This is a genomic window from Paeniglutamicibacter sp. GQ140 (genome assembly GCF_059759235.1).
In genome coordinates this window covers 13,091-38,964 of sequence record NZ_JCAXDW010000019.1, presented here as the reverse complement: position 1 = coordinate 38,964, position 25,874 = coordinate 13,091, and the positions used below count along the sequence as shown (strand labels likewise).

Genomic DNA, 25,874 nt, shown 5'->3' with positions numbered 1-25,874 from the left:
CTGATTTCAAGGTTTTAGCGTATGCACTGGGCACGTGAGTATTGTGACGATAGTCAAACGATCAATGAGGGAACCGCAATTGTCAGCTGAATCTTCACCGTATGAGCCGTTCGTCTACATCGTTGCGTTTTCTTCAAATGACGTTGCCGGATCCGCATACTCGCCAATCCTGTATACGTCAGATGTTTCCGATGTAGATGCTTTAACTGGTCCAGGGACTGGTCCCCATCTTTTGGATCGCGATATCGTGCCAGCTCTACCCGCTCTCTGGTACTGCCGGCACCTCCCAAAAGACACCTTGGATTTCTTTGACACGCCTTGCCAAATAATCCAAGAGCAACAAAGATACGGCCGAGCCCACACCGTTATTCTGCTTCCCTTTGATGCTCTCAAGATGCATCTTAAAGTACTTCTCAAAGGTCCTTTTGCCGGTGCACGTCGAACATTACTGATCGGTCCTGATAACAAAAAATCGCATCTTGAACGTTTGGCGACGAAGTACAAATTTGATTTGCCTGCGGCCGTGTATTCGGAGTTGTCACTTTCAACGCTAGAAAAGCACTGGCGTCAGATCGAAGCAAAGATCAACGCCCAAGTTCGCATGCTGGACCAGCCACCCGTCAGACCGGTCCTAGATTTGGAGCGAGCAGGCATAGAGCTCCCTTTCCAACGGCTTAAACGCCAATTATTGATGCAAGATGCAATCATCCCAACTGAAACCACTGACGCAATTGTCAACCTATGGGCAGTCCACGCCCACCTTGCCACCATTGCAAAGTTAGACGGCGAAATCTTCACAGAAGCTGAAACCGAAGTTCGCATGAAAGAAGAGTCTGCCGTTCAAAGCGCGGCACTAGCAATTCCAGTCGTGGTCGGATTTCCAGGTGTGGCACCAAAGCAACACAAGTTCTATCCTTCCGCCACGGAAAACGTTCCCCTAGACGAAACGAATCCCACGCCTGAGTGGCCCAAAAAATATGAGGGTTGTTCCGACTCAGAAATCGAAGCCTCAGCCATCTCCCTAATTGTCTCGCATGAAGCCGTGGCGCGTGACTCAATCGGCATTGTGCTCCCGGAATGTCCGCCGGCGGCCTTCGTCGCGCTGGCCAAGCTCGAAAAACATCTACTCCAGCCCACGAAGCCGAAGGCCGTCAACAGAATATTGGAAGAACTCAACCGCGCTATGGAACCGGTTTGGAACTCCGACGCTGCCATAGCCATGCAGAGGGCATCTTCGCTATCAGTAATCAGCAACTTTCCGCTTGGATTGACTAGCCCTCCGGGGGGATCCGCGCCGTTTTCAAGCAGGCTTGGCATTGCTTACCGCCCGTTAACACCACTGACACGGGCAATTCAACATATTTCTATTCCCGATTTGACCACAACGTTCGTCAAGGGTTTCAAAGTCTTGATTGCCGAATGCATCCTTCCAGGCGATCGAATTGGGCCCCTATCCCGAATGGTGTGGAGCGGCGTTGCAGAGAACTTCTCGACGGATGACCCTCGAGTGACGTTGGTGATCCGGGAGACTCTGACTGTTCAAGCTCTTAGATCAGCCATTCAAGAAGAGCAGCCAGACGTGCTCCTTATCAGCGCCCACGGGTCCACTAAACCAGACCAAAATGTTGCAGGAATCATGGTTGGTCACGACTTTTTCATGGGTGAGGAGTTGGCCCAAATTCCACCACTTGTCATTCTCAGCGCATGTCATGTCGGGCCTCGCGGAACCGGCGCAGTGACAATCGCAGACATCCTCTTGCGCGAAGGGGCCCTAGCGGTGCTCTCAACGATGGTGCCCGTTGACGTCAAACACAATGGAATTTTTATGCAGCGTCTCTTTGTCTACATGACAGAAGTCCTAAGTGGCCGAGAACGCCACGGAACACTCCTTGACGTCTGGCATCGAGTCCAGTCAACCCATGCAGTTTTCGATATGACTGCAGGAAATCAAAATTTCCACCGCTGGTTCATGACGCCCAGCAAGGGACTAAAAGCACCGCTATTTCGGTTTACACGCGAACCATCCACCGTGCCCCTCACCGGACGCGACATATATAAGGACAGCGAAAGCCGATTGCTTGAGGTGGCCGACCAATCAGGTGACCGGAGCCTCGTGGAGTCATGGCTCCAAAGAGGATACGTGCCTGAATCTGCCTTCTATTGCTTCCTGGGCTATCCGGACCGAATAAGCCTTCAGTAGATGCCTAGATTCCAGTCTTCCGACATGTACGGTCTTGGATGCAAATCAGTGCCACAATCTAAAATACAAACAAAGTTACTGAGGGATACGGGTGCGCTTAACTAGGCTGAAGATCGACAAATTCCGAGCAATACGAGAAGCCGATATTCGAATCGGTGACGAACTTGCGCTGGTTGGGCAAAATAGTGCGGGTAAGACTTCAGTGCTGCGTGCACTTAATGCCTTCTTCAATTTTGGACAAGAGCGGACCGCTTTCGAAACCGGTCAGCATTCCTTCTCAAAAACAGCATTTTCCGTAATTGACCTGACATTCTCCGGGACACCAGCCGACTGCAAGATCGAACGTGTATCAACCGGAAGCGAGGAAGTCCGAGCGAGGCTAAGATATCGTAAGACTGCCCAATGGCAAGTCATGAAGGGACGGGATTGGGTGACCGCTCCGCAGGACCTGCAGCAGGAGCTGCAGCGGTTCATCAGCTATGCGTTCATCCCCCTTCGACGTGACCACCATATAGCAGGCTGGGGTCCCGACGGCCTTATGGAACGTGTGGTTGATGCCTGGGTGGCATCGAACCGTCAACGTGACCACATCACTCCTGGAATTCAGCGCCTGAGCGAGAAAATTCGCAACGGCCCGCTTGACGGACTTGCAAAACAGCTCCGAAAAAACACCCCACTGAACGGGAAATTTGACTTCTCACTCGAGTACGAAAAAGTCCCCGACTACTCCGTTTTGTTGCGTGACCTCATCCTGCATGTGCGAGAAGGAACGCAGATGGTTAGGCTGGCCGACAGTGGAAGTGGCACCCAGAGCATGGCTGTCTTTGCTCTTTATTCTTACCTTGCTGAGCTCGAGAACAGCACATATATCCTGGGTTTCGAAGAGCCCGAGCAGAACCTCCACCCTCAAGCTCAAAATCAGCTCCTTGCCAACCTGAAATCCCTGGACCTACAGGTTATTTTCACTACTCATTCCTCGGCGATGATCGATGCCCTCAATCATGAACAGGTCGTACTGTGTCGGAGGGTGCGATCCAGTACCCGTGATATCGAAACCCGCATCACGCAGCTCCCCATGGACTTTTTCCCGTCGAATGGAATGGATAGAGACGCCTACTACAAGTTCCATGGCCGTCGGAACTCAGAGTTCTTTTTCGCCGACTTTGTCGTAGTCACGGAGAGCCCGATAGACGCAGCAGTAATCTCCGAGCTCTTGGTCGGCAGTGGTGTGTCAATGGAGGATCTAAACATGACGGTCTTGTCGCTGGATGGGGTTGAGAACCTGGAGAACGTCTTCCACCTTCTCCGAACCCTCGACATCGCCTCCGCGTTCGTGGTCGACAAAGACTACTTCCTGCCATACACAGGAACGAATCTTAAGGAGAGCAGAGATGCGAAGGGATTCCCTAAATACGCCTCAAGACTAAAATCAGAAACCGTAGTGGAGCACCTGTTTCCAAAGAAATCGGATCAGCTAAAGCTCTTGTCCCTGCTGGTGGATAACCACTCGGCAGCGATGGAAATGCTCGCCAAAGTGGATTTTTTCTGCTTCCGCTGGTCACTTGAGATCGACTTGATCGCCGCCGAAACACCTCGAGAGCGCCTCTACGATCTCTGTAGCCTTTACGGAACTGACAAACGTACGACGAAAGAGCTCTTAGAAAACAGAACCAAGCAGATAAAACGCCAGGACATTTTGATACCTGCCATTTCGGGCTTGCAGCCAATGAAACTCCCAAACTCGTACAAGCTCCTTCGCCGGTCCTTGCCGGCCAAAGCCGCCGCTGCGACATAGAGACCCCAAGTCACTACCTCGGGCGTCTCTTCGAAGCTTTGCGCCAGCAGTGCCGCAATTCGCGGTTCCTCGTCGGCCTCTGTAGTCGTAGCCCTTTTGATCGTGACCGACGGGTGCCAACGGCAATCGACAAGCCCGCTTCATGCCCGTCAGCGGGGACACGCAGAGAGCACCAGATAGGTGCGGCAGCACAAACGATTGAAAGAGCTAGAACCGACGGCCGCCGGACAGGTCGATTGCCCACGAGCTTCACACCACCTCAGTCGCCGTCAGCGTGGATATCTGGCAAGCGGACCTCGCCATCACGGGCACTTTCACCGGCACCCGGGATTCGACATCCCGATTCGCCCGCTGATCGACTTTCGGGAGCGAATAGCCGTAGCAAGCGCTCAAAAGGATTCCCCAAAACGACCAGGCCGGCTGCTTATGTCGCCGCATATACCGGCGCAAACGCGGCTAATGGCTCAGTGCGGAGTTCCGGGCTTCAAGCATCCGTCAAACACGCCGCACTCGCTGAGTTTGAATCGTCCCGGTCAACAGACCGTCGTTTTGCGAGAAGGATGATTATCAGAATATTTTAGTTTTCCGCCAACGTTGCTATGTCCGGATAGCTTCCAAGAGGGTGCAATAAAAGCGTCAGCAAGAACCAAGCTGTAACCCTAAGCGGCCGCTCTTTGCTCGCTTCTTTATGTCGAGTTGGGGCATACCCCAGAATGACAAGCGGTAATCATGGATCTTGTTTTGCTTAATGCTGCCCTGCCATAATTCGAGCATGGACGACATCATTATTCGCTGGGTGGGGGAAACACCGACCGATGCATGGGGCCAGCTGGCGGCATTCACCAAGGACGGGAGCATTGTCGGCCAGGCGACCTACAAACGCTGGGAGCACAAACCCGAGTTCACCTACCTCAGCGGCTTCTTCGTCGACAACGAGTACCGGAAGCATGGCCTGGCAACGGACATGATGCATAAGATCTTCGAGCGTCTCGGTCGCAACCGTCCATACATGGTGACGCTGTCCGGAAACCTGGACCGTCACTTCATGCAGGCCATCGCCGCCGAGAACGATGCGCCCAAGCTTTTCGAGATGCTTGAGGACCGCTCATACAAGCCGATGAACTAACGATGCCCCTGGGGTTCTGTGCTTGGCCCCGGACCAACGGCACTTGCCTTCGCCAAGGAAACGGCTACCGCTTCACCACTGGTTGGAGGTGAAGTATTAGCAACGCCCCCCTCATGGGTCGAGGCCAGTGAGTCCCAATTACGCTGTCGGCGCCCTCCCGAGATCCCCATGCCGACAGACATGTCCCACCAAACCTCCGGTCCGGCCTTCCCTGCACCGGATATCACGAGACATCTTGTTGAGACCACGTTGTCTATGGATTTGATCGCTAAGTGGCGGCGTTCCGTGATCGCTGCAAACGCACCCGGCCCGGAAGCCCCTCCGCTTGTGAGGGTCCAGCCGTGAAATCCGGGGTGGTTGGCACCCCAGGATTTCACGGGATTAGTACCAGTTTTTTCGCGGTGCGTGTTTTTGGCCGCGTGGATTCGTCCGGTTGTGGACGCGTGCGGTGCGTAACCCTTCACTTTGTGAATCATTGCCCACGGCTTCGTTGCGGAGAATCTGCCCGATGACGGTTTGGCTCAGCTCAAATTCCTTGGCGAGTTGAACCCTGCTGATTCCTGCTGCAAACCGTTTCCGGATTTCAGCAGCTTTCTCAGCTGTGAAGGGAGGTGTGGTCATGAAAACTTCCTATCCGGCGTAGGTGCGGCACTCAATGTCAGCTAATCGGCGTTCTGACGCCCTCAAATTGTTTGGGGGGTTGGGTTGGTGGCCAACCATAACCAAAAGTGGCTAGGATCGGCCACCGGCCCCCGTTCCGCTAATGATGCGGCTGGAAAGACGGGATCGATTTCTGGCAGTTCCTCGACAGTTACCGGCGTGGATTTGATCGCTAAGTGGAGGCGTTCCGTGATCGCTGCATAACGCACCCCGCCAGGAAGCCCATCCGCTTCAACCAGCTCTAAACCAGCTCTAAACCATCATCGACGATGTCATCGAAGCGGCTGCAATCATCCTCGTCATCGGCAACTAACGACAACAGAAAACCTTCACGAGCGCCGAAGTCCACATTTCACGCCATTGCTACCCAAACCCGAACCCTATGGGGAAGCACTCACGAGCGGCAGAGGGACACCCGAGGAGGCAAGGGGTGGGTTCTTGGATAGTGTCAGCTCCGGTTCCTGCCCCGGTGGCGCGCAACTGGTGAGCGACGCCAACTTTGGCAAGAACGGAAAGGGGCGGGCTGGTGATGAAAACGGATTCATCACCAGCCCGCCCAATGGGGTGTTGCTTTACTGCTGTGGCCGTCTCAAGCTGTCCTACGGCCCGGTACTGCAGGTACTTCCCGGTGTTGCTGGTACTGCTGTGGTCGTCTCAAGCTGTCCGGCGACCACTCCCTCCGGGTACTGCTTTACTGATTTACTGCTGGTGTTGCCGGTTTTGCTGCGACCGTCTCAAGCTGTCCGACGGCCGGGTACTGCTGTACTGCTGTACTGCTGGTACTTCTGTAGTGCCGGGGTTGCTGGTCCTGCTGTACTGCTGCGGCCGTCCCAAGCTGTCCGACGACCACGCGCTCCGGCTACTGCTTTACTGCTGGTACTTCTGTAGTGCCGGGGTTGCTGGTCCTGCTGTACTGCTGCGGCCGTCTCAAGCTGTCCGACGACCACGCGCTCCGGCTACTGCTTTACTGCTTTGCTGCCGGGGTTGCTGGTCCTGCTGTACTGCTGCGGCCGTCTCAAGCGGTCCGACGACCACGCCGTCCGGCTACTGCTTTACTGCTGTACTGCTGTACTGCTTTGCTGCCGGGGTTGCTGGTCCTGCTGTACTGCTGTACTGCTGCGGTCGTCTCAAGCGGTCCGACGACCACGCCCTCCGGCTACTGCTGTACTGCGGTGGCCGTCTCAAGCTGTCCGACGGCCGGGTACTGCTGCTACTGCTTTACTGCTGGTACTTCATTACTGCGGTGGCCGTCTCAAACTGTCCGACGGCCAGGTACTGCTGTGCGGGTTTCCCCAAAGGAAGCAACTGCAGCTTCCTCAACCTGGGGGGTAATTCGTTCTTCCCACCCGCATGCCAAGAAATATAGTAGTGCTTCGAGAGAAAATCAAATCCCCAGGTTTCCGGGGTTTTTGGAGGGGTTGGGCACTCGTCCACACGAGGTCGCTGGCTTGCGGGATGGTCCCTTCGGGATGCCCGGGGGTGGCCAGGCTGTAGCGGCCCCACCGGGCAGATCCTGTTGGCCGGCCGGTGGCGGGCCCCGGGACGAGGAGCTGTCGATCACGATCGTCGGATTGCCACAAGCGAACATCCGCACCAAGGCATTCTGTTCCACGGTACCGACCCGCGCACAACCAATACCGGCTAAACCCACTCCCCCGGGTCTTATCAACGGTTGGATTTCACCTGCCTTGAGAAATAGGACACGAGACACAATGTTGAGAATTTTGGTTTCCCCGAAATTCGGCGGTTCACCGCACTTCGATTTCGGCGTGGAGACACGCGGGCCAGCATCCCATCATCGGATCCTTTGCTGAGACTCCGGACTGCATAATCGCCGCGCTAGTCCTCCCAAAACGCTTTCTCTCGCTCACTGGAATTCCAGTTGTCAGGGCCGCAGGTATCAAGCGGCTCACTGGCAGCTGGCGTGTATCCCGCTGACCATACGGTGGTTTCGTCGAAACACGTCCCGACTGCCCCAGTGTCATCCAAGGTCGCCCCCGTCAAGTTCGCCCCGTGCAGGTCCGCGTGAGCAAGTTTGGCGAGCTCGAGATGTGCATCCGTGAAGTCGGAGCCGCGCCCGTCAATCCACTGCAGATCTGCCTTGAAGAAATAAGACCCGTGAAAATTTCCCCCGGCAAGTGTCGCCTGGCGGAAATCCACCCCTTGGAAGTACGTTCTCTCGGCGCGACTGCGCGTCAGGTTGGCGCGGACCATGATGGCCCTATAGACGTTGGATTCATCCATGACGCTGTCTGTGAAGTCGGAGTCTGAGAAATCGTCATAAGTCAGAAACTGGTTGGACAAATTCATGCCGGCAAGATCGAGGCCATTCAAACGCCTGCTTGGCCCAGAATCATCGGGCTGTGAGCGAACGAAGCGAAGGTTCTCGATTCTGATGGCTTGGTCAGCGAGTTGCTCGGCTGCCGCTAGTTCGCGCTGCGCCCGAGCCTCGTCGAGGGACTCCTGTCTGCCGGCGACGATGAACCCAGACACAGTGCCGACCAGTAGTCCAACGATCATGGCTACGATGATGTCCCGCACAATGGTCTCCCGCACCCAGGCCGCCATTCCCTACTGGCGTGGTCGCGTTGCACCGGTTGGAGGCGGCACTGCTTGGCTCATGGGCCAAGAGTAGCGGCGCGAGGGCTCCCTGGCGAGGTTCCCCGCTGAGTCCGCACACATGAGGATCCTGTAAATGGATGTGTCATTTTCAGATATTGTCTGCACCAAACAGCATCGACTATTGCGTCGATCCCCCGCAGCGCCTGCTGCCGGAACTCACCGGTAGAGGGTTGGCGCCGAGACGCCGGTAACGAGCAGGTAGTTCGAGGCACACCAACTTCAATCGTGAAGTGGTTGGGAGATTTGCGGCATTGAGGATTGTTCGGTACGGATGTGGGCGTGGAGCCCCTACGCTGCCACGCGGTCCGGGGCGGTGTCGCACCGGTTCCACGCGACGCCGATGATCGCCTGTTCGGGTCAGGGTTTTCTTCTCGTGCCGCCCCTCGTCGCCATCGCAGGGATCCCGACGGCGACAGCGACGATCGCAGTCGCAACTGCTGCGGAAGGAACAAGGAAGATCAGAGCGCCGATGCCCATTGGCGTGACAAGAAGTGAGATGGCACGGAACGTGCCGACCGAGGCGATGGCACGCCCGCGTTCCTCCAACCCGACGGCCTCCGTGGCGAGCGCTGGGCCAAGCGTCTGCAGGATCCCCGCTCCCACCCCCGAGATGAACAGGAACGCGCCCGCCAGCACGAGGTGGGGCGTCATGAACGCCATCAACGCCACCCCTCCAACTGCGAGGGCCGCGCCTAGGACGGCCGACAGCCTCACTCCTGTCCGACGAACCGGCCTCGCGACGGCGGAACCCGCCAGCGCTGCGAGGTTCGCCAGCGTCATCATCGCGCCCACGACCGGGATGGAGTGCCCCGCCTCGGTCAAGAGAACGGGCAGATACGAGTTCAGGATGCCCCGCCACCCGCCGGCCGTCGCGCCCATCCATCCCGCCGTCGTCACTCCATCGCGCCGCCACATAGGAACCGCTTTCTCGGCGGGTTCCGTGCGCGGCTTCGCGAACGGTTCGTATCGGATGAGGAATGCACAACTCAAGACACCCGGTCCTGCGATGCCTGCGGCTATGAAGAGTGCGAAAGACAGCGACGAGGCGCCGATGATTCCTGCGAGGAGGGGGCCGATGAGCAATCCGACGCCGTTTGTCACATTCATGATGGCTAGAGCGGACACCGCCGGTCTCGATGCACGTATCACGTGCGTCTGCATGCCCGTGAAGAAGTACGCGCGGGCGGCCCCCTGGAGGAGTTGCGAGGCGACGAACGCCCACAGCGCATCGGTAACGCCGAGGATCACGCACGAGGACGCCAACAAAATCAGCGCGACGAGGACGAAGGTCCGCGTGCTGAAGCGATCCATCAGCGCGCCCATTCCTGCTCTCGCGATGATTTGCGTGATGGCGGACACGCCGACGAGGAATCCCACAGCCCCTAACTGGTACCCGGCTGCCGTGGCCACGAGCGGGACGACGACTGTCGCCATTCCGAGCGTGACGGAGAACAGAAGGATAGTCGACTGGGAGAGGATGTCCTCCCGCCGCGGCGTGGGGACCGCGCTGTCATGCACTGACGTCATGTCTCATGCCCGTTCTCACGACCTCCCGGTCGCACAAAGAAAAGGGGGCCTTCGTCTCCGCAAGTTGTTCGCGGAGACGAAGGCCCCGGTGGTTATGTGCGCGAACGAGTCAGTACGATGCTTTGAGCACGTCGATGAAGTTCGCCGGCAGTTCGTCGAAGGCCGGGACGACGTCGTTCGCGAGTTCCTCGCCCGAGAGGTAGGACAGTTCGCGCTGCATCTTCTCGGCCTGCTCGAGGACCTCGGGGTCCTCCACTGCCGCTGCGAGCGCGTCCTGCAGGCAGCCGCGCGTCTGCTCATCCATGCCCGCCGGCGCGACCAGCGGGCGGCCGTACTCTGTGAGCAGTTTGATGCCGTTGATGATTTCCTGCGCATCCGCAGAGAGGTCGAGTTCGCTGAACACGGTGGCGTCGGGGGCAACCGCCGGTGCCTCGTCCGCGAACGACAGCGGGACGATCGTCTCACCGTTCTCGATGCTCGTGCGGCGGCTGTCCAGCGGACCTGCGATCGCGTCCACGTTGCCCTGGATGAGGGCAAGGTCGGTTTCCGCTTGGCTGTTGAATCCTACGACGACCTCGGCGTTCTTCAGGTCGAATGCCTTGATTAGCGCGTTGGCTACGATGTAATCGGAGGACCCGCGGCCGGTTGATCCGAACCTGAACCCATCGCTTTTCATGACGTCTTCCCACGTCTGGTAGTCGCTGTCAGCATTGGTGGTGACGACCAGGTCGTCGACGGCAACGCGTCCGATGTAGCTGAGGTCGTCGAATCCGAATTCCGGCCCTTGGGCGCCTGCAAGGATCGCGGCGGCCGCGCCCGTTCCATTGACGATGGCGATCTGGCTGCCGTCGGCAGGGGCCGTGGTGAGCTGATTGATTGCGAGCAGGCCGCCCGCGCCGGGCTTGTTCATGGGGATCACCTTGGCATCCAGCGCGTTCTCTATGCCGGGGATGATGACACGTGAGAGCACGTCGTACCCTCCTCCGGCGTTGTATGGGATCACGAGCTCGATGGTCTTTCCCTTGAAGGATGAACAGCTTTCGGCCGCAGCCGCGCCGGAAGTTGATCGCTCCTGACCGGGTGCCGTGCATCCGGTCAGTGCGAGAGCGCCGATCACACTCGCCCCCAGGGCGACACGGGCGATGCGAGATTTATTTTGAAACATGAACATACCTTCCTTGGTACTTATGCCGGGTTTTGAGGTGGAGGTCATCCTCCGGGAAGCAAGGCTCCTGGGGGGCTGGGGATGTACGTTACCCAGCGCATGAGGACCCACAGCAGCCCAGTCAGGACCACTGTGTATATGAGCGAGAAAATCCAGGTCTTCTTGCCAATTGCCATCAGGTATACGAGGGACAGCGCGGCCGCGGCGACGAACAGCCCGCACAGGTAGAGAACCAAGAAGAACCCGGCGATGAAAACGAGCGTCGTCAGCCACACGCGCCGCGAGGTGTGCGACAGGACGTACTCCGCGTCGTTCGGATCAATCTCGTCGTTGTCTTCTGCGGGCTCGTTGAGCATCGCTGCCTGCTCCTCGGCGGGGCCGGCGGTCCTGTCAGTCCCGGTCTCCCCACGCTGCCGCGCCAGCGCGATCGACTTGCTGACGAGCAGCCAGGCTGCACACAGCAGGCCGAGGCCCGCAGCCAGCCGGGGCAGCAGCAGCGACACCGCGGGAGGATAGGTGACGCTCGTGACGAGCGCCCCGCTGCAGATGACAAGAACCACACACGAGATGACAAGGTCCGGCATCGCGGACCGATTCGTCGACGGGGCCGTCATTTCTTCTTTCCAATCGTTTGCATTGCACGGGTGCGGGGCCCCGGGACCGTCTCATCGGCAAGGCGTGCGCGGTGGTCGCGGTGCACCGAGCGGATGCTGAGGAACAGCGTCGCGAGGACGGCCAAGCCGACGATGAGGACGCCGGGACGGGTGAGCCATTCGGCGCCGAACAGTGTGTTGGAGAGGTTCAAGTACTGCTCGAGCAGTTTTCCGAGCACGAGCGCGAGCAGGAACGGCACGCGCGGCCAGTCCCACCGCAGGCACACCACGCCGAGCACTGAGGCTCCGAGCATCACCAGCAGGTCACCCCAGCTGTTGTTGGCTGTATAGGCACCGATCACGATGAACATGAACAGGATCGGTGTGATAACTGGGCCGCTGATCTTCGTCATGGCTGCGAGCGGGCGAACGAGCGCGAACGCGAAAACGACCCCGAGGATCCCGGCGATGATGACCGTCCACACCATCGAAAATGTGATGCCCAGCTGCGTGGTCAGCATTTCCTGACCCGGTTTGACTCCGAGAACGAGGAATCCGCCGAGCAGGACCGCTGTGGCCGCTCCGCCGGGGATTCCGAACGCGATCGTGGGTATGAGCGAACCCGCGTCTTTCGCGTTGTTCGTCGCCCCCGCCGCGACGAGCCCATCGACGGCGCCCTTGCCGAATTGCTCGGGGTTCTTGGAAGTCTGGCGCGCCTGCCCGTACGAGATCCACTGGGCGACAGTGCCGCCGAGACCGGGGAGCATTCCGATAACCACGCCGATCGACGACGAACGGATTACTACGGGCCAATGACGGAGGGCGTCACTCACTCCACGCATCGTGCCGGTGAGCTTGGTATCGCCGAGCGGTCCGTTGGCGATGGACGTTCGGGTCAGCATCAGCTGGAGCACCTCGGCGCCACCGAAGAGACCCACGACGACAGGGATCAGCGCAATGCCGCTCCAGAGATACATCTGGTCGAATGTAAACCGTGGCAGGCCCGCGGAGGGGTCTGATCCGACGTAGGAAACGAGGAGGCCGAAGGCCACCATCGCCATCCCCTTCGCTAGGTTCTTGCCGGCGAGCGTCACCACAAATGCCAACCCCAGGAGCACGAGCATGAAGAACTCGGGCGGTCCCAGCAGCAGCACGAGGGGGCGGATCACGGTGATGAAAACACCGAGGACGATCGCACCGAAGACTATGCCCATAGCGGAGCTGGTGAGTACAATTCCAAGTGCGCGTCCCCCTTGCCCCCTCTTCGTCATCGGGTAGCCGTCGAGCACCGCGGCCGCCGACGTGGCTTCGCCCGGGATGCCGAACAGTACGGAGGTGATGTCGCCGGCGGTCCCTGTCACGATCCACATGCTCAGGAGGAACACAAGCCCCTGAACCGGCTCCATCGCGAAGGTGAATGGAAGCAGGAGGGCGAGCGCCACGGCGCCTCCGAGTCCCGGCAGGATCCCCACGACGAATCCAATGAGCATTCCGATGATCATCAGACCCAGGGTCTCCCACTGGAGCACTTGGTCGAGACCACTTGTGATCGCGTCGATCATGCGAGACGCCTCCTTGTGCACGCCCTGTGCATAGCGTGCAAACCCACGCTACCCACGACTTCTCGAGGGAGCGGTCTTAAGACCCGCCTTCGTGTCGCTGACACCATCGAACGCCCTTCACTTCGTTTTGATTCACAGGGCATCGCCTGCGACTCCCTGCCCGAACACATCGGTGTGACCGGACTCATATTCTCAATGGAAGGACCATACCACCATTTACCCTTTCGTCAACAGCCCGGTATCCTAGGTATGTGCACCCGCACCCAGGGCTGGCAACCGCCAGCGCCCAGCCCCTTGCGAACGCAATCATCGATTGATCTCGACGCATCCGAATGACAGGAGACGGCATTGTCCGGAACCCCCGCAAGCCCGCCACCCACACAGCTTTTCAGCCAGGTGAATGTGGATCGCGCCTATCACGTCATCGTCGAGCAGATCAAGCAGCTGATCAGGGACGGTAACCTGAAGCCGGGCGACCGCCTGCCGAACGAACGCGAATTCTGCCAGCAGCTCGGGGTCAGCCGCGTCACGGTTCGCGAGGCGCTCCGCGTTCTCGAAGCGACGGGATTGATCCAGGTAAACCTCGGCGCACGCGGCGGATCGTTCTTGACCTCCCCCTCGCCAGAACTCGTGGGGGAGAACCTCGCGCACCTGCTGACCCTCTCGCCAATCACTGCGAGTGCCACAACGGAGGCACGCCAGATATTCGAGCTCGGGATCCTCCCCCTGGTCCTCGAGCGGGCGACGCCAGAGGACATCGCCGCCCTCCACGACCTCGTGGCCGAGGCGAAGGTCGACGGCGCCTCCTCCACGGACATGTCTGCCGCGTTCCACGTGCGACTCGCGGCATGCACGCACAACCCAGCCATCGAAGCGTTGATGCACAGCTTCCACGGGCCCCTCATCTCCTCCCTCCGCGTGGCGAAGACCATCGCCCCGCATATGGGCCTCAAGGGCGTCGAGGAGCACGGCCACCTCGTAGAGGCGATCGAGGACGGCGACCTCGATCGCGCTCGTGCGATCCTCGCCCAGCACCTCGAGCGAACGGCGCAACGGGTCGCGGAGAAGTAGGGACGACCTCGACATAATGTGGTCTAATGGTCCTACCCTTAAGGAGGACCATGAATCACATCGCAACGCCTCGAATTTCCGCCCGCACCCTGATCATCGGCGCCGGCCAGGCTGGTCTCCAGCTCGCGGCCACCCTGCGCGAGCTGGGGGATACCGCGCCGATCACCGTTGTCGGCGGGGAGAGCCGGCCGCCATATCAGCGCCCACCGCTGTCGAAGGCCTTCCTCAGCGGCAGGGCCGCGGAGCACGAGCTGGAGCTTCGCGGCGCCGACTATTACACGGCGAACGACATCACCCTCGTCTGCGGCGAGTGGGTGGATACGATCACGCTCGACGACGATGCCGCCGGGTCGGGCGAAGCGGTGACTCGCAGCGGCCGGACGATCGCTTTCGACCGGCTCGCGTTCACTGTTGGCGGCACACCCCGTCGGATGCGTGCGCATGGCGCTGAGCTCGCGGGGATCCACTATCTGCGCACTATCGACGACGCCGTCGCGCTCAAGGAATCCCTCGACGATGCGTCTCGCGTCGTCGTCGTCGGCGGCGGCTTTGTCGGTCTTGAGATCGCAGCTGCGGCGACGGCGGGCGGCAAGGACGTCACCGTCTTGGAAGCCCAGGACCGTCTCATGGCACGCGCTGTCGCGCCCGAGATGTCCCGCTTCTATGCAGACGCGCATCAGCGCCGCGGCACGCGCATCGTGCTCGATGCCGCCGTGTCGGGCTTCCGCGGAACAGATCGCGTGAGCGGCGTCGAGCTCGCTGATGGACGTGTGATCGACGCCGATGTCGTGGTCATCGGCATCGGCCTGATCGCCCACACGGAGCTCGCCGCGTCGGTGGGGCTGGCCAGCGAGGGCGGCATCGACGTCGACGCTTTCGGGCGCACTCGCATCCCTGGCATCGTCGCCGCGGGCGACTGCGCGGTGAGCTCCCACCCCGTCCACGGCCCTGTCCGGCTCGAGTCGGTGCCGAACGCGATCGCGCAGGCGAAGGCGGCGGCCGCCTCCTTGATGGGCCATGAGCCGGGCGTGACGGCGGTGCCGTGGTTTTGGTCGGATCAGGCCGACCTCAAGCTCCAGATGGCCGGTCTCACGATGGGCCACGACCAGGTGGTCGTTCGCGGCGATCCCGACAGCGAGCGTTTCTCGGCGCTCTACTACCGCGATGGTCAGCTCGCATCGATCGAGGCGGTCAACGCTCCGCTCGACTACATGACGGCCAGGCGCATCCTCGAGGCAGGCGGAAACATCCCACCGGAGGCTGCGGGTGACACGGACATTCCGCTGAAGAAATACCTCACGAGGTGACGACGTAGTTCGGCCGGAGCGCCTAAGGGAGCGCTCCGGCCGAACTGCGTCAGATGACGAAGGACTCCAGCGATTCGGGAGCGAACAGGTCCTCGGGCTCTCGACGTGCTCCGGACAATCCCTGCTCGTGGTGGTACCTGAGGAACGTGGTGAGCACCTTTCGATCGGCGCCACCCAACCCGTACGACCAGTAGTCATTGCCCAGGAGCTCACGCGCCTCTTCGAGATGGAACATCAGCCATGGCTCCATGAACTGCAGAGCCGAGGAGTCGTAGATGCGCGCTGCCGCCTGTGCCTTCGCTGCGGCCAAGGCCTTGGTCAGCGATTGCGCAACCCACCGGTGGCGCTCGTACAACTCGCGACGCAGCACGACGACGTGCATGACCGGGAAGATCCCCGTTGCCCGGAAGTACGCCTGCTCGGCCTGCTTCGTGTCGGGGAAGAGTCGAGCGATGCGCCCGTCCGGCCGCCCGAAGGTACTCGGGATCCGCGGCGAGAAAACCGCGTCGAGATCGCCCACGGCTAGCATCTCGGACAGCGTGCGGTCCGAGGGAATCGGATGAATGTCGAACGGCACATCCACAACGCCCTTCTCGATCCGCCCGGGACTTTCCTGGCCGCCGGTGAAGAACGTCGATGCATCGAGCGGCAGGCCGTGGTGGTCGGCCAGGATCCCTCGTTGCCACACGCACGCGGTCAGCTGCACCTCGGGCATGCCGATCCGCTTGCCGCGCAGATCGGAGGGCTTCACCACCCCGGCATCGACGTTGACGAACATCCCTCCGTGGCGGAACTGACGCGACGTGTAGACCGGCAGCGCGACAAACGGCGGTTGCTCTCCCCTATCGAGCGCGTTGAGGGTCGAGACGTAGGTCGACAGCGACATCTCCGCCGCATCGAACTCATGATGCCTCGCCATGCGGAAGAAGGTCTCCTCCACCGGCAAGCGCAGGTACGTGAGGTCGATGCCGTCGACCGCCACGCTGCCGTCCTCGACCCCGCGGGTGCGGTCGTAGTCGCCACAGGCAAAGGTCAGCTGCAGGCGACTCATCCGCCGCTCCCTGCCAGGCGCGCGGCAAGCCGCGGGTAGATGCGCAACGCATTCTCGTGCGTGATCGCATCCCAGTCGGCCTGCGATCGTTCAGATGCCCGCAGATACGTGAGGGTGTCATCCCATTCCACGCCGGTGTCGGGGTCGGCGCCGCGCACGGCTCCGAGCATCTCCGAGGCGAAGAGCACGTTCGATGCCGGGATCAAATCGACGAGGAGGTTGTATCCGGGCTGGTGGTATACCGCCGTATCGAAGAACACGTTGCCCAACAGCTCAGAGGGATCCTGCCAGCCATTGCGCATCGCAAGTCCGCGATAGCGTCCCCAGTGATAGGGAACCGCACCGCCACCGTGGGGGATGACGATCCTCAACCCGGGGAACCGGGTGAACAGATCCGATTGCAGCAACTGCATAAAGACGCTCGTGTCGGCGTTGAGATAGTGCGCGCCGAGCGTGTGGAAGTTCGGGTTGCACGCCGCCGAGACGTGGACCATGAGAGGCACATCGAGGTCCTCGGCGGTCTCGTAGATCGGGAACCACGAGGGATCCGTCAGCGGCTTGCCGGCCCACGTCCCCGAGGGATCCGGGTTGAGATTGGCACCCACGAATCCGAGCTCCCCCACGGTGCGTCGCAACTCGGCGAGCACGCCTTCGAGGTTTCCTTCCGGCGTCTGGGGAAGCTGCGCGACGGGGGCGAAATGTGCGGGAAACAGCTCACTGACGCGATGGACCATGTCGTTCGACGCCTGCGCCCACGTATTGGCGATATCCGTATCCGGCTCGTGATGTGCCATCCCGGAGGCGCGCGGCGAAAACAGCATCAGGTCGCCACCGCGCTCACGCAGGACCCGGAGCTGGTGGCCCTCGACGCTTTGGCGGAGCTCTTCATCCGACACTTGGTCGCTGAGGACCGCCGCGCTCGGAGACTCTCCCCGAAGCAGGGCCGCACGGAACCGATGGAGCGGTTCGGGTTCTGTCGTATAGTGCCCGTGGATGTCGATGATCATGATGTCCGCCCTTCCTGCCACATGCGATAGTCGACGTATCGGATCCCTGCAGCCTCGATCATCGGCCGCATGTTGTTCACGTCGAGCGCTGTCTCGCCCGCGAGGTACCGGGCCCGGGAGAGCTCTTCCTTCGCTTCGCGCTCCTGTGCGGTGACCAGCACCTCGGCGACCCGTGCGCGTGACACGATCACGACGCCGTCATCATCGGCGAGTACCGCGTCGCCGGGATGCACGATCTGTCCCGCGATAGAGATCGGCACGTTGACATCGCCGAGGTTGCCCTTCGTCGTACCCTCGGCGCAGACATGCCGCGACCACACCGGGAAGCCCATCGTCTGCAGGTCGGCGACGTCACGCACGCCGGCGTCGATGACCAGGCCGCGCACGCCACGGGCCTTCAGTGAGGTGGCGAGCAGGTCGCCGAAGTAACCCATGTCGCACGGCGCCGTCGGGGTGATGATGAGCAGGTCACCTTCCTGGCACTGCTCGACTGCCACAGCGATAGTCGTGTTGTCCCCTGGGGTGACCGTCGCTGTCACAGCCGACCCGGCGACGCGCATCCCGCTCTGAATCGGCGTGATCGCCGATGCGAGCAGTCCTCTGCGGCCCTGTGCCTCGTGCACCGTGGCGACGCTGTACTGGGCCAGTGTGCCAAGGAGATCGAGGGGCGTGCGGGGCGTGCCCGTCACGACGAGGCCGCCCATCAGGCTGTCGCTTTCGCGCTTGTCCGCCCACCGGGCTGGCCGATCATGTCGGGCATCATCGAAATGTGGATCGCATCTTCGTCGGTCTGGCCGGCGAGCACCCGGATCGCGTGATCGACCTGATCGATTCCATACCGGTGCGTAGCGAGCTTCTCGAGCGGGAACCGGCCCGATGCGATCTGCGCGACGGCGAGTTCGCAGGCGCGGTACGAGTGGCCACGCGCCGACTTGATCGTGATCGACTTCTCGGTGATCTTCTTCAAGGGGAAGTCGGGGAAGGCTGCCAGTTCGCCCTGCACGAGCAGCGTGCCATCGCGACGAGTGAGGACGTCGACTCCGAGCAGCAAGGGGGCCGTGCCGGCTCTTGACGTGCAGTCGAGTACGTAGTCGACCCCGCGCCCCTGAGTCAGATCCATGACCTTTTCGCGCGGATCCTCCGTCAGGATGTCGATGACGTCATCGGCACCGAGCTCGAGCGCGAGCTCGAGGCGCTCCTTGTCACGGGTTGTGCCTGAGACGATGATTCGCGAGGCGCCCGCCTGCTTCGCCGCGATGAGCTGGGAAAGTCCCTGCTGGCCGGGACCCTGGATGAGTACGGTGTCGTTGTACCCGATCCCGGCGGTGAGCAGCGCCCATTCGATGCCGTTCGACAGCGGCATGATGAGTCCCGCTAGTTCAGGAGACATCGTCTCGGGGACCTGGTGAAGCACCGCATTCCATGGCAGGTACATGTACTCGGAGAATCCACCCCAGAGGCGGCCGGGCATGTCGGAGGACGTGTAGCCGAAACGTCGCGCGTCGGGGTTCGTACGCCAATCGGTGGCTTCGCAGTGGCGATACTCGCCGATGCGACACCACTCGCAGTTGTAGCAGGCCACGTAATGCTCGACGAAGACCCGGTCTCCCTCTGCTAGCCCGTGCCGGCTCCTGAACCGCTCTCCTGCCTCGACAATCACGCCGACGTTCTCGTGCCCCATGATGACGGGTCCCTGGGTCGCCGGAGTGTCGGGCGGCGAGAAATACAGCTTGGCGTCGGTGCCGCAGATGCCCGCCACCTCGATCTTGAGCAATGCGGAGTCTGCGTCGATGCGCGGCTTGGGGAATTCGCGCATCTCGGTCATTCCGGGGGCTGTACGCACGGCGGCGAGCACTGAATCAGTCATTGCACTTCCTTGGGCTAGTGATTGGCATAATGGTAATACCAAGGCTAGCATCCAATAAGACAACTTTTCTGACGACATGGAGGATTCATGCACTTGTCACTACTCACGCGCCAGCAGGGAGCAAATCGCGCACTGATCGAGGGTGGCGCGGCGGCGTCCGGGCTCCGCTTCGACTTCGTCGATGAACCCGTCCTCGTGAAGGGGTTCCGCAGGATGGTGCGCGATCTCGAGTTCGATGTCGCCGAGATGGCTCTCACCACATATCTCACCGCGAAGGAGCACGGCGTAGCGTTCACCGCACTGCCGATCTTCCTCGTGCGCGACTTCCACCACGGTGCCACCCAGGTGCTGCGGAAGAACAGCAGCCGACCCGTCGCAGACCTCGCCGGCAGGCGCATCGGCGTGAACCGCGGCTACACGGTGACCACGGGAGTCTGGGGTCGAGCGGCACTGGCCGAGGCCGGCCTCGATCTCGACTCGGTGACCTGGGTGTGCTCAGGGGACGAGCATGTCCCCGCGTATGTGCCTCCGAAGAACGTGCTCCGCGCACCCCACGGGGCGACGCTCGAGGAGATGCTCCTCGCCGGTGAAATCGACGCCGTCGTCGGTGCCGGCATCACGCATCCCGAGGTGGTCTCCCAGATCGCAAACCCCGACGAGGCAGCGACCGACGTGCTCCGGCAGCGCGGGGTCTTCCCCATCAACCACCTCGTCGTCGTGCGAGACGAGCTGCTCGCACAGCACCCCGAGTTGGCCTCGACCTTGTTCGCTGATTTCGCCGAGGCGAAGCGTCGCTACGTCGAGCGGTTGCGCAGCGGTCCCGGCGACAGCCGCCAGGATCAGATCTTGGCGAGGGTCATGAAGATCACGGGATCAGACCCCCTGCCCTACGGCGTCGAAAAGAATCGGGGTACGCTCGAAGAGCTCATCGACAACGCGATGAGCCAGCACATCGTCCGCACCCGTCCGGTGATCGAGGACCTCTTCGCCGACGGAACCTTGGAGCTTCAGGGATGATGCCAGATCTCGCACGCATCGCCATCGCAGGAGACCACCACGGCGTGCGGCTCATCGACCGCATCGTGGGCGTCTTGAGTGCCCGGGGCCACCATGTTGTCTTGGACCTGGCCCCGCGCGGCGGCACAACGGTGGACTATCCGCCGTTGTGCGCTGCCGTCGCCCGGGCGGTCGCCCGGGGCGATGCCGACCTCGGCATCATCGTGGGCGGCAGCGGCCAGGGAGAGGTGATCGCCTGCAACAAGGTGCGTGCGATCCGCGCGGGGCTCGCGTACTCCGAGTTCTCCGTCGACATCTCGCGCGGCAACAACGACGCCAACGTGATGGTGATCGGCACGAAGGTCGTCGACGACGAGACCGCCCTCACGCTGCTCGACCGGTGGCTTGCGACGCCGTTCAAGGGTGGCGTCCACGCAGAGCGGATCGCGCAGATCGCGCGTATCGAGAGCGGCCTCGGCGAGGAGTGATCACTCCTCGCCGAGGCCGCCGGCCTCAGTGGCGCGAAAGGAACTCGCGCACGCGTGCCGTCGACGCTTCGGGCGTCTGCTCGATGACCGGCACATCCCAGTACTCGGCCCGGGGCAGGCACTCCTCGAGGTAGCGCGCGGCCGAGCGGGTGTGCGAGAGATCCTCGCCGGGCACGACGAGCGCGGGGACTTCAAGTAGCTGGAGATCCTCCGGTTCCGGCCCTGGAACGGTGTCGCGGTCGAACAACAGCCGCGCAGATCCCGACACGATCGTTCGGTACCGCTCGAGACTCGTGGACGCGTAGCGCTCGGCGAATGCCTCGTCAGTGCGGAGCGCCGCGGACCATGGCCCGACGCGGGGATCCTTGGTGAACCCCGCAGTGGTGGACCGTGCGTGCTCGACGACGGCATTCACTCCGTGTTCCAGGGCGAACCCGAGATGCTGCGTGAAGCGCTGGTTCTGAGCTGCCCGGTACGTCACTCCGCCAGCTGGGGAGAACAGCACCATGCTGCGTACGCGCTCAGGCTGCGCGATTGCGAGCAGTGCGGCGGACGAGCAGCCGACGCACCCGCCCATCGTGTGCACGGCGTCGAGACCGAGGTGGTCGATCAGACCGATCGCCTGATCGATGTACTTCGGCCAGGCCAGCCGCTCGAGGCGACCGCCCGACTGGCCCGATTCGCGCCGATCGAACACGATGCAGGTGTAATCCTGTGACAGGGCATCGACGAATCCAAGCTGTTTGTAACGCCCGAACGTCGTCCAGTTATCCAGGCTCGAGTCGAAGCCGCCTGGGCTAAACATCAGGATCGGCGGACCCTCGCCGACCATCTCGTAGCGGGTGCGGATTCCGTCCACTTCAATAACGGGCATGGCCCTCTCCTCTGGTTGTCAACTTGCGCCGGGGACCTTGATGCCGCCACGGATCTGGCGTCCCGCGCGGATGTCTTCTGCGCAGGCAGCAAGTCCGTCGTAGGCGATGCGAGCGACGTTCGCGTACGTGTCGGGCTCGGCATCAAGCCATTTCTCGTTGTATCCAAGCGCCGCCGTGGCCATGCGGATCCTGCCGTCCAGCCAGGGTCCTCCGCCGAAGCCGCCGAGCACGGGGATCGAGACCGCCTGGGCCACGGCCGGTCCCACGACCGACCCGGAGTTCGTGAAGTTAAGCAGCACGGCGCCGGCCGACTCCAACCGCTTGGCTTCGGCGACGAGCTCCTCCGTCAGCTCGTCAGGCACCTGGACGGTGTGGGCGCTCGAGTAGTCGAGACCGTACTTCAGCGAGGTCTGCGGCGTGATCCCGAACTGCGCGAAGACCGGGATTCCCGCTCGCGTGAGCGCTTCGACCTCCTCCGGGAAGTCGGCGGCGCCGTCGAGCTTGACGAGGTCGATCCCCGCCTCCTTCACCAAGCGGATTGCAGCGGGCAGCGCACCTCCGGACTGCAACGGACCGAAGGGGAAATCGCAGCTCAGGAGCGCGTTCGTCACGCCGCGGCGCACCGCCTTCGCGACTACGAGTAGCTCGTCGAATGTGATCTCCAGCGGATTCGGCTGACCCCACAAGTTGACGCCGACCGTGTCGCCGATCGATATGATGTCGGCGCCGACTCGATCGGCTATGCGCGCCATCTGGAAATCCCAGCAGACAAAGCAGACGGATTTCTCACCCGCATGCTTCATCGCCTGGAGCTGAGGAATCGTTCTCATGCCCTGATCCCCTTCAACAGCTCGAAGAGGTCTTCCTCGTCCGCGGGAACCAGCAGGATGCGGGCATATGGACGAAGCGCGCTCAATGCGTCGCCGCCGAGCGCGCCCGCGTCCAGCAGGAGCAGACCTGCGGTCATGATCGACCGTTCGCGACAGGCCACACCCACTGCGGCGGCGGCATTCGCGACGACCGAATTCGTCGCGACCATGATGACGGAGTCGGAGTGCTCGATCTCCATCGCCATCGGGCGCCGCTCGCCATCGAGGGTAATGAGCTCTTCGCCGGAGTCCGACGTCGTATAGAACTGTGCCTGTCCCCAAGGTCCGTCGGAGACGGACCGCACGGTCTTCTCCGCCGTCTCATCGAATGCGACCACACGGGTCGAGCGGGCGTATGCCAGCGGATAGTCAATGCGGTAGGCCGCCTCCTCCGCCGTGGCCGCACGAGCACAGGCGCTAACCGAGATCGGTGCAGTCGTGATCATACCGTGGTCTGCCGAACGCCTGCGCGCGCCTCGAACCCGTCTCCGATACCTTCGACGAACGGTTGGTCCGCCGGAAGTACGATCGCCACGGAACGGATGTTCTGGTGCTCGGGAACGTTGCCCATCGGCTCGGTGCCGTGATCACGCAGCGCCTCAACGACACGACGCAGCTTCTGACGAGCCTTGATAATTCCGGCGTCGGTCGCGACGAGCCGCTCCTTCGTGCGATCGACTGTCGGACCCATGCTCTCCTGCAGGGAAGAATCCTGAATTGCGATGCCCTCGACGCCTGAGAACAATTCACCCGTCTTCTGCTTATCGCGATCGATCAGGTAGTCGTTGTCCTTGTTGGCCTCGGGACGATACGTGCCGGGGATGTTCTTGCTGTGCACACCCGCTCCGGCCTTCATCGCCGCGACCTCCGCTTCCGTGAGGTCTCGCGTAGGGTGATAGTCGAAGCTCCAGGCCCAGCAGTTTTCGTCGTCGATCGGCACCCAGAAGTGACCGTGCACGGGGTGGTCGCCACGTGGAGGAACCAGGGTGAAGTTGGGAAGCACCCAGGGGGTAACTCGCCAGTAGTAGTGGTCCTCCTCCGCATTGCGGCGTGCGCCGATCAGCAGTCCTCCCTCGTTCTCGACGACTTCGAAGGAGGGCTTCACGTCGCCCTTGTTGTATTGATTACCCTTCGCCCCTGCGAACAACGGGTCGGCCTCAAGCCCGGCACCCGTCGGGCCACCGCCGTGGAGCCACGTCACATGGCTGGAGTCGATCCCCCCCTCGAGCGCTTGGAGCCAGTTGCTCTCCTGGAGTCGCTTCGACGTGAAGGTCTGTCCCGAAGGGACGGTCGCGAACTCCCATGTCGGAAGCGGCGGCTGCATATTGGGTTCCCCAAGGTAGGCCCACAGAAGGTCACCCACCTTGACCAGTGGGTAAGAGCGGAGCTTGACGTTCTTGCAGAACTCGGAGTTGTTGAGCTCGCTGGGTACCTCGATCGCCTGTCCATCGGCGTTGTACTTCCAGCCGTGGTAGGGACAACGGATGCCGCCGTTCTCAACACGACCAAAGAACATCGACACGCCGCGATGCGCGCAGAACTCGTCCATGAGTCCGTATTCACCCTCAGGCGTGCGAACGGCGATGAGCCGCTCCGAGAGAATCTTCACTCGGACGGGTGGGCACCCGTCCTCAGGCAGCTCATCAGTATGCAGGACCGGCTGCCAATAGCGCCGGAACAACTTGCCCATGGGGGTCTTTGGGCCGGTCTGCGTGAGCAGGTCATTTATATCTGGACGCAACATCGTTATCCCTTTTCTCTCAGTGCCATGCTTCAGGGCGCGGCTCGACGACGAGTTCGTCGAGCTCGTCAGTGATGGAGATCTGGCAACCGAGACGGCTCGCCTCCGTGTAGTCCGACACCCCGAGGTCAAGAAGGTCAGCTTCCATCTCGCCAGGACCGCCGACTCGTTCGCGGAATTCGTCATTGACCCACACATGGCACGTGGCACAGGACATCTGTCCTCCGCATTCGCCGACGATTCCGGGGACTCCAGAGCGCACAGCCGCGCTCATCACGTTCTCACCGATCGTCGCATCGACCACATGCTTTTCATTGCCGTTCCCGACGTACACAACCTTGGGCATTTAAGGCTCCTCCGATATAACTAATGGCCTGACCAATATACCTCAGGTTGAGGACCTGTCAAGAGAAATCCGCTGGCGCCCCCGCCATTCGCCCACTTTCGCGCTCACGGGCTATGCTGGCTGGCGACGGCCAAAGGTCGAAACCCCCAGGGCAATATGTGCGCCACCAACGGGCGTAGTGAGGCCCGGCTTCGAAGGCGGGACCGCAGATCCAACAGATGAGAAGGAAGAGCATGCTCGACAACTTCGAAGAAGAGCGGTCACTCATCGCTGACGCATGCCGTGTACTCGCGAGCCGCGGCCTCGCCGACGGGATCCTCGGACACATCAGCTTGCGCGTCAACGACGAGAGTCTCCTTGTGCGCTGCCGGGGTCCGCGCGAACGAGGTCTCGGCTACACCGAGGCCGAAGACATCCGCCTCGTCCGGTTCGACGGCACCGAAGCCGCACCGGGCGAGCTGGACGGTTGGTCCGTGCCGAACGAGCTGCCGCTGCACACAGCGGTGCTCAGGGCCCGCGACGACGTCGCGGCGGTAGTGCACGCGCACCCGCCGCGCATCGTCGCAGCCGACCTCGCCGGCATTGCGATCCGCCCAATCGTCGGCGCATTCGACATCCCCGGCACTCGGCTCGCGGCAGGGGGCATACCGGTGTATCCACGGGGCGTGCTCGTACGAGATCACTCGCTCGCGGCCGAGATGGTTGCCGCAATGCAGGGACGTCCCGTCCTCGTGCTCAGGGCGCATGGCATCACTAGCGTGGCACCCACCGTGGAGCAGGCCGTGCTCCAGACGATCAGTGTCGACACGATCGCCGGCCTCTCGATGGACATCCTCTCCGCCGGGGGCACGCTAAGCGATCTCTCCGACGAGGACATGGCCGAACTGCCCGACCTCGGAGCGGGTTTCAACACGGGCACGGCGTGGCGTCACGAGATGGCGCGAATCGACGGTGTCCTTGCCTCCCACTGACACCCGATCATCGCCGTCCCGGCGCAGGTGGGGTG

At 61.6% G+C, this 25,874-nt stretch carries 23 protein-coding genes; 8 read left to right on the top strand and 15 right to left on the bottom strand.

Annotated features, from left to right (window positions below):
* The first annotated feature begins 79 nt into the window (after positions 1 to 79).
* The 3 genes from AC6CHY_RS19480 (at position 80) to AC6CHY_RS19470 (ending at position 5,121) form a co-directional block, all read left to right on the top strand.
* On the top strand, positions 80 to 2,200 hold the full coding sequence (locus AC6CHY_RS19480; protein ID WP_498227945.1) for a CHAT domain-containing protein: 2,121 nt from the start codon (positions 80 to 82) through the stop codon (positions 2,198 to 2,200).
* A 91-nt stretch (positions 2,201 to 2,291) separates the two neighbouring features.
* Positions 2,292 to 3,995: an ATP-dependent nuclease gene (locus AC6CHY_RS19475; RefSeq protein ID WP_498227943.1), complete on the top strand. Its 1,704-nt coding sequence runs from the start codon at positions 2,292 to 2,294 to the stop codon at positions 3,993 to 3,995.
* 772 nt (positions 3,996 to 4,767) lie between these two features.
* Positions 4,768 to 5,121, top strand: coding sequence for a GNAT family N-acetyltransferase (locus AC6CHY_RS19470; RefSeq protein WP_217390980.1), 354 nt, complete (start codon positions 4,768 to 4,770; stop codon positions 5,119 to 5,121).
* A gap of 381 nt (positions 5,122 to 5,502) precedes the next feature.
* Here the strand turns inward: AC6CHY_RS19470 and AC6CHY_RS19465 are convergent, their stop codons facing one another.
* The 6 genes from AC6CHY_RS19465 to AC6CHY_RS19440 form a co-directional block, all read right to left on the bottom strand.
* Positions 5,503 to 5,742, bottom strand: a complete 240-nt coding sequence (locus AC6CHY_RS19465) for a hypothetical protein (RefSeq protein WP_217390979.1) — start codon at positions 5,740 to 5,742, stop codon at positions 5,503 to 5,505.
* A gap of 1,878 nt (positions 5,743 to 7,620) precedes the next feature.
* Positions 7,621 to 8,301, bottom strand: a complete 681-nt coding sequence (locus AC6CHY_RS19460) for a pentapeptide repeat-containing protein (RefSeq protein WP_498227942.1) — start codon at positions 8,299 to 8,301, stop codon at positions 7,621 to 7,623.
* A 459-nt stretch (positions 8,302 to 8,760) separates the two neighbouring features.
* Positions 8,761 to 9,930 (bottom strand): MFS transporter, encoded by a 1,170-nt coding sequence (locus tag AC6CHY_RS19455; RefSeq protein WP_498227941.1) that lies wholly within the window; start codon positions 9,928 to 9,930, stop codon positions 8,761 to 8,763.
* 109 nt (positions 9,931 to 10,039) lie between these two features.
* On the bottom strand, positions 10,040 to 11,095 hold the full coding sequence (locus AC6CHY_RS19450) for a Bug family tripartite tricarboxylate transporter substrate binding protein (protein WP_498227939.1): 1,056 nt from the start codon (positions 11,093 to 11,095) through the stop codon (positions 10,040 to 10,042).
* 44 nt (positions 11,096 to 11,139) lie between these two features.
* Positions 11,140 to 11,679, bottom strand: coding sequence for a tripartite tricarboxylate transporter TctB family protein (locus tag AC6CHY_RS19445; RefSeq protein WP_498228001.1), 540 nt, complete (start codon positions 11,677 to 11,679; stop codon positions 11,140 to 11,142).
* A 26-nt stretch (positions 11,680 to 11,705) separates the two neighbouring features.
* Positions 11,706 to 13,250 (bottom strand): tripartite tricarboxylate transporter permease, encoded by a 1,545-nt coding sequence (locus tag AC6CHY_RS19440; protein WP_498227938.1) that lies wholly within the window; start codon positions 13,248 to 13,250, stop codon positions 11,706 to 11,708.
* A 348-nt stretch (positions 13,251 to 13,598) separates the two neighbouring features.
* On the opposite strand from AC6CHY_RS19440, the gene AC6CHY_RS19435 reads away from it, so the two are divergent.
* Both AC6CHY_RS19435 and AC6CHY_RS19430 read left to right on the top strand, forming a co-directional pair.
* Positions 13,599 to 14,321: a FadR/GntR family transcriptional regulator gene (locus AC6CHY_RS19435; protein WP_498227937.1), complete on the top strand. Its 723-nt coding sequence runs from the start codon at positions 13,599 to 13,601 to the stop codon at positions 14,319 to 14,321.
* A gap of 50 nt (positions 14,322 to 14,371) precedes the next feature.
* Entirely contained in the window at positions 14,372 to 15,628 is a 1,257-nt protein-coding gene (locus tag AC6CHY_RS19430) for an NAD(P)/FAD-dependent oxidoreductase (RefSeq protein ID WP_498227936.1), read from the top strand.
* A 49-nt stretch (positions 15,629 to 15,677) separates the two neighbouring features.
* Here the strand turns inward: AC6CHY_RS19430 and AC6CHY_RS19425 are convergent, their stop codons facing one another.
* Genes AC6CHY_RS19425 through AC6CHY_RS19410 form a run of 4 tightly spaced genes read right to left on the bottom strand, consistent with a single transcriptional unit; the run spans position 15,678 to position 19,553 of the window.
* Complete coding sequence (locus tag AC6CHY_RS19425) at positions 15,678 to 16,679, bottom strand: type 2 periplasmic-binding domain-containing protein (protein ID WP_498227934.1); 1,002 nt, start codon at positions 16,677 to 16,679, stop codon at positions 15,678 to 15,680.
* Positions 16,676 to 17,686 carry an amidohydrolase family protein gene (locus AC6CHY_RS19420; RefSeq protein ID WP_498227933.1) on the bottom strand — a complete coding sequence of 337 codons (1,011 nt, stop codon included), beginning with the start codon at positions 17,684 to 17,686 and terminating at the stop codon, positions 16,676 to 16,678. The genes AC6CHY_RS19425 and AC6CHY_RS19420 overlap by 4 nt, the downstream gene beginning before the upstream one ends.
* The gene (locus tag AC6CHY_RS19415; protein WP_498227932.1) at positions 17,683 to 18,390 is read right to left on the bottom strand and encodes a 4-carboxy-4-hydroxy-2-oxoadipate aldolase/oxaloacetate decarboxylase; all 708 of its coding nucleotides are present in this window, start codon (positions 18,388 to 18,390) and stop codon (positions 17,683 to 17,685) included. The genes AC6CHY_RS19420 and AC6CHY_RS19415 overlap by 4 nt, the downstream gene beginning before the upstream one ends.
* Complete coding sequence (locus AC6CHY_RS19410; RefSeq protein ID WP_498227930.1) at positions 18,390 to 19,553, bottom strand: zinc-dependent alcohol dehydrogenase; 1,164 nt, start codon at positions 19,551 to 19,553, stop codon at positions 18,390 to 18,392. Before AC6CHY_RS19410 ends, AC6CHY_RS19415 begins: the two co-directional genes overlap by 1 nt.
* 87 nt (positions 19,554 to 19,640) lie before the next feature.
* Between AC6CHY_RS19410 and AC6CHY_RS19405 the strand changes: the two genes are divergently transcribed.
* On the top strand, positions 19,641 to 20,570 hold the full coding sequence (locus AC6CHY_RS19405) for an ABC transporter substrate-binding protein (protein WP_498227928.1): 930 nt from the start codon (positions 19,641 to 19,643) through the stop codon (positions 20,568 to 20,570).
* A complete protein-coding gene (locus tag AC6CHY_RS19400; protein WP_310289542.1) occupies positions 20,570 to 21,037 on the top strand; it encodes an RpiB/LacA/LacB family sugar-phosphate isomerase in 468 nt (155 codons plus the stop codon). Before AC6CHY_RS19405 ends, AC6CHY_RS19400 begins: the two co-directional genes overlap by 1 nt.
* A 25-nt stretch (positions 21,038 to 21,062) precedes the next feature.
* Here AC6CHY_RS19400 and AC6CHY_RS19395 read toward each other — a convergent pair whose 3' ends face one another.
* The 5 genes from AC6CHY_RS19395 to AC6CHY_RS19375 form a co-directional block, all read right to left on the bottom strand.
* Positions 21,063 to 21,911 carry an alpha/beta fold hydrolase gene (locus AC6CHY_RS19395; RefSeq protein WP_498227926.1) on the bottom strand — a complete coding sequence of 283 codons (849 nt, stop codon included), beginning with the start codon at positions 21,909 to 21,911 and terminating at the stop codon, positions 21,063 to 21,065.
* Positions 21,912 to 21,929: 18 nt separating this feature from the next.
* Positions 21,930 to 22,742, bottom strand: coding sequence for a 3-methyl-2-oxobutanoate hydroxymethyltransferase (locus tag AC6CHY_RS19390; RefSeq protein ID WP_498227925.1), 813 nt, complete (start codon positions 22,740 to 22,742; stop codon positions 21,930 to 21,932).
* Positions 22,739 to 23,227 (bottom strand): hypothetical protein, encoded by a 489-nt coding sequence (locus AC6CHY_RS19385; protein ID WP_498227924.1) that lies wholly within the window; start codon positions 23,225 to 23,227, stop codon positions 22,739 to 22,741. The genes AC6CHY_RS19390 and AC6CHY_RS19385 overlap by 4 nt, the downstream gene beginning before the upstream one ends.
* Positions 23,224 to 24,471: a Rieske 2Fe-2S domain-containing protein gene (locus tag AC6CHY_RS19380; RefSeq protein ID WP_498227922.1), complete on the bottom strand. Its 1,248-nt coding sequence runs from the start codon at positions 24,469 to 24,471 to the stop codon at positions 23,224 to 23,226. Before AC6CHY_RS19380 ends, AC6CHY_RS19385 begins: the two co-directional genes overlap by 4 nt.
* A 70-nt stretch (positions 24,472 to 24,541) precedes the next feature.
* Complete coding sequence (locus AC6CHY_RS19375) at positions 24,542 to 24,868, bottom strand: 2Fe-2S iron-sulfur cluster-binding protein (protein ID WP_264268569.1); 327 nt, start codon at positions 24,866 to 24,868, stop codon at positions 24,542 to 24,544.
* Positions 24,869 to 25,101: 233 nt separating this feature from the next.
* On the opposite strand from AC6CHY_RS19375, the gene phtC reads away from it, so the two are divergent.
* Positions 25,102 to 25,839, top strand: a complete 738-nt coding sequence (gene phtC, locus AC6CHY_RS19370; RefSeq protein ID WP_498227920.1) for a 3,4-dihydroxyphthalate decarboxylase — start codon at positions 25,102 to 25,104, stop codon at positions 25,837 to 25,839.
* The last annotated feature ends 35 nt before the right edge of the window (positions 25,840 to 25,874 follow it).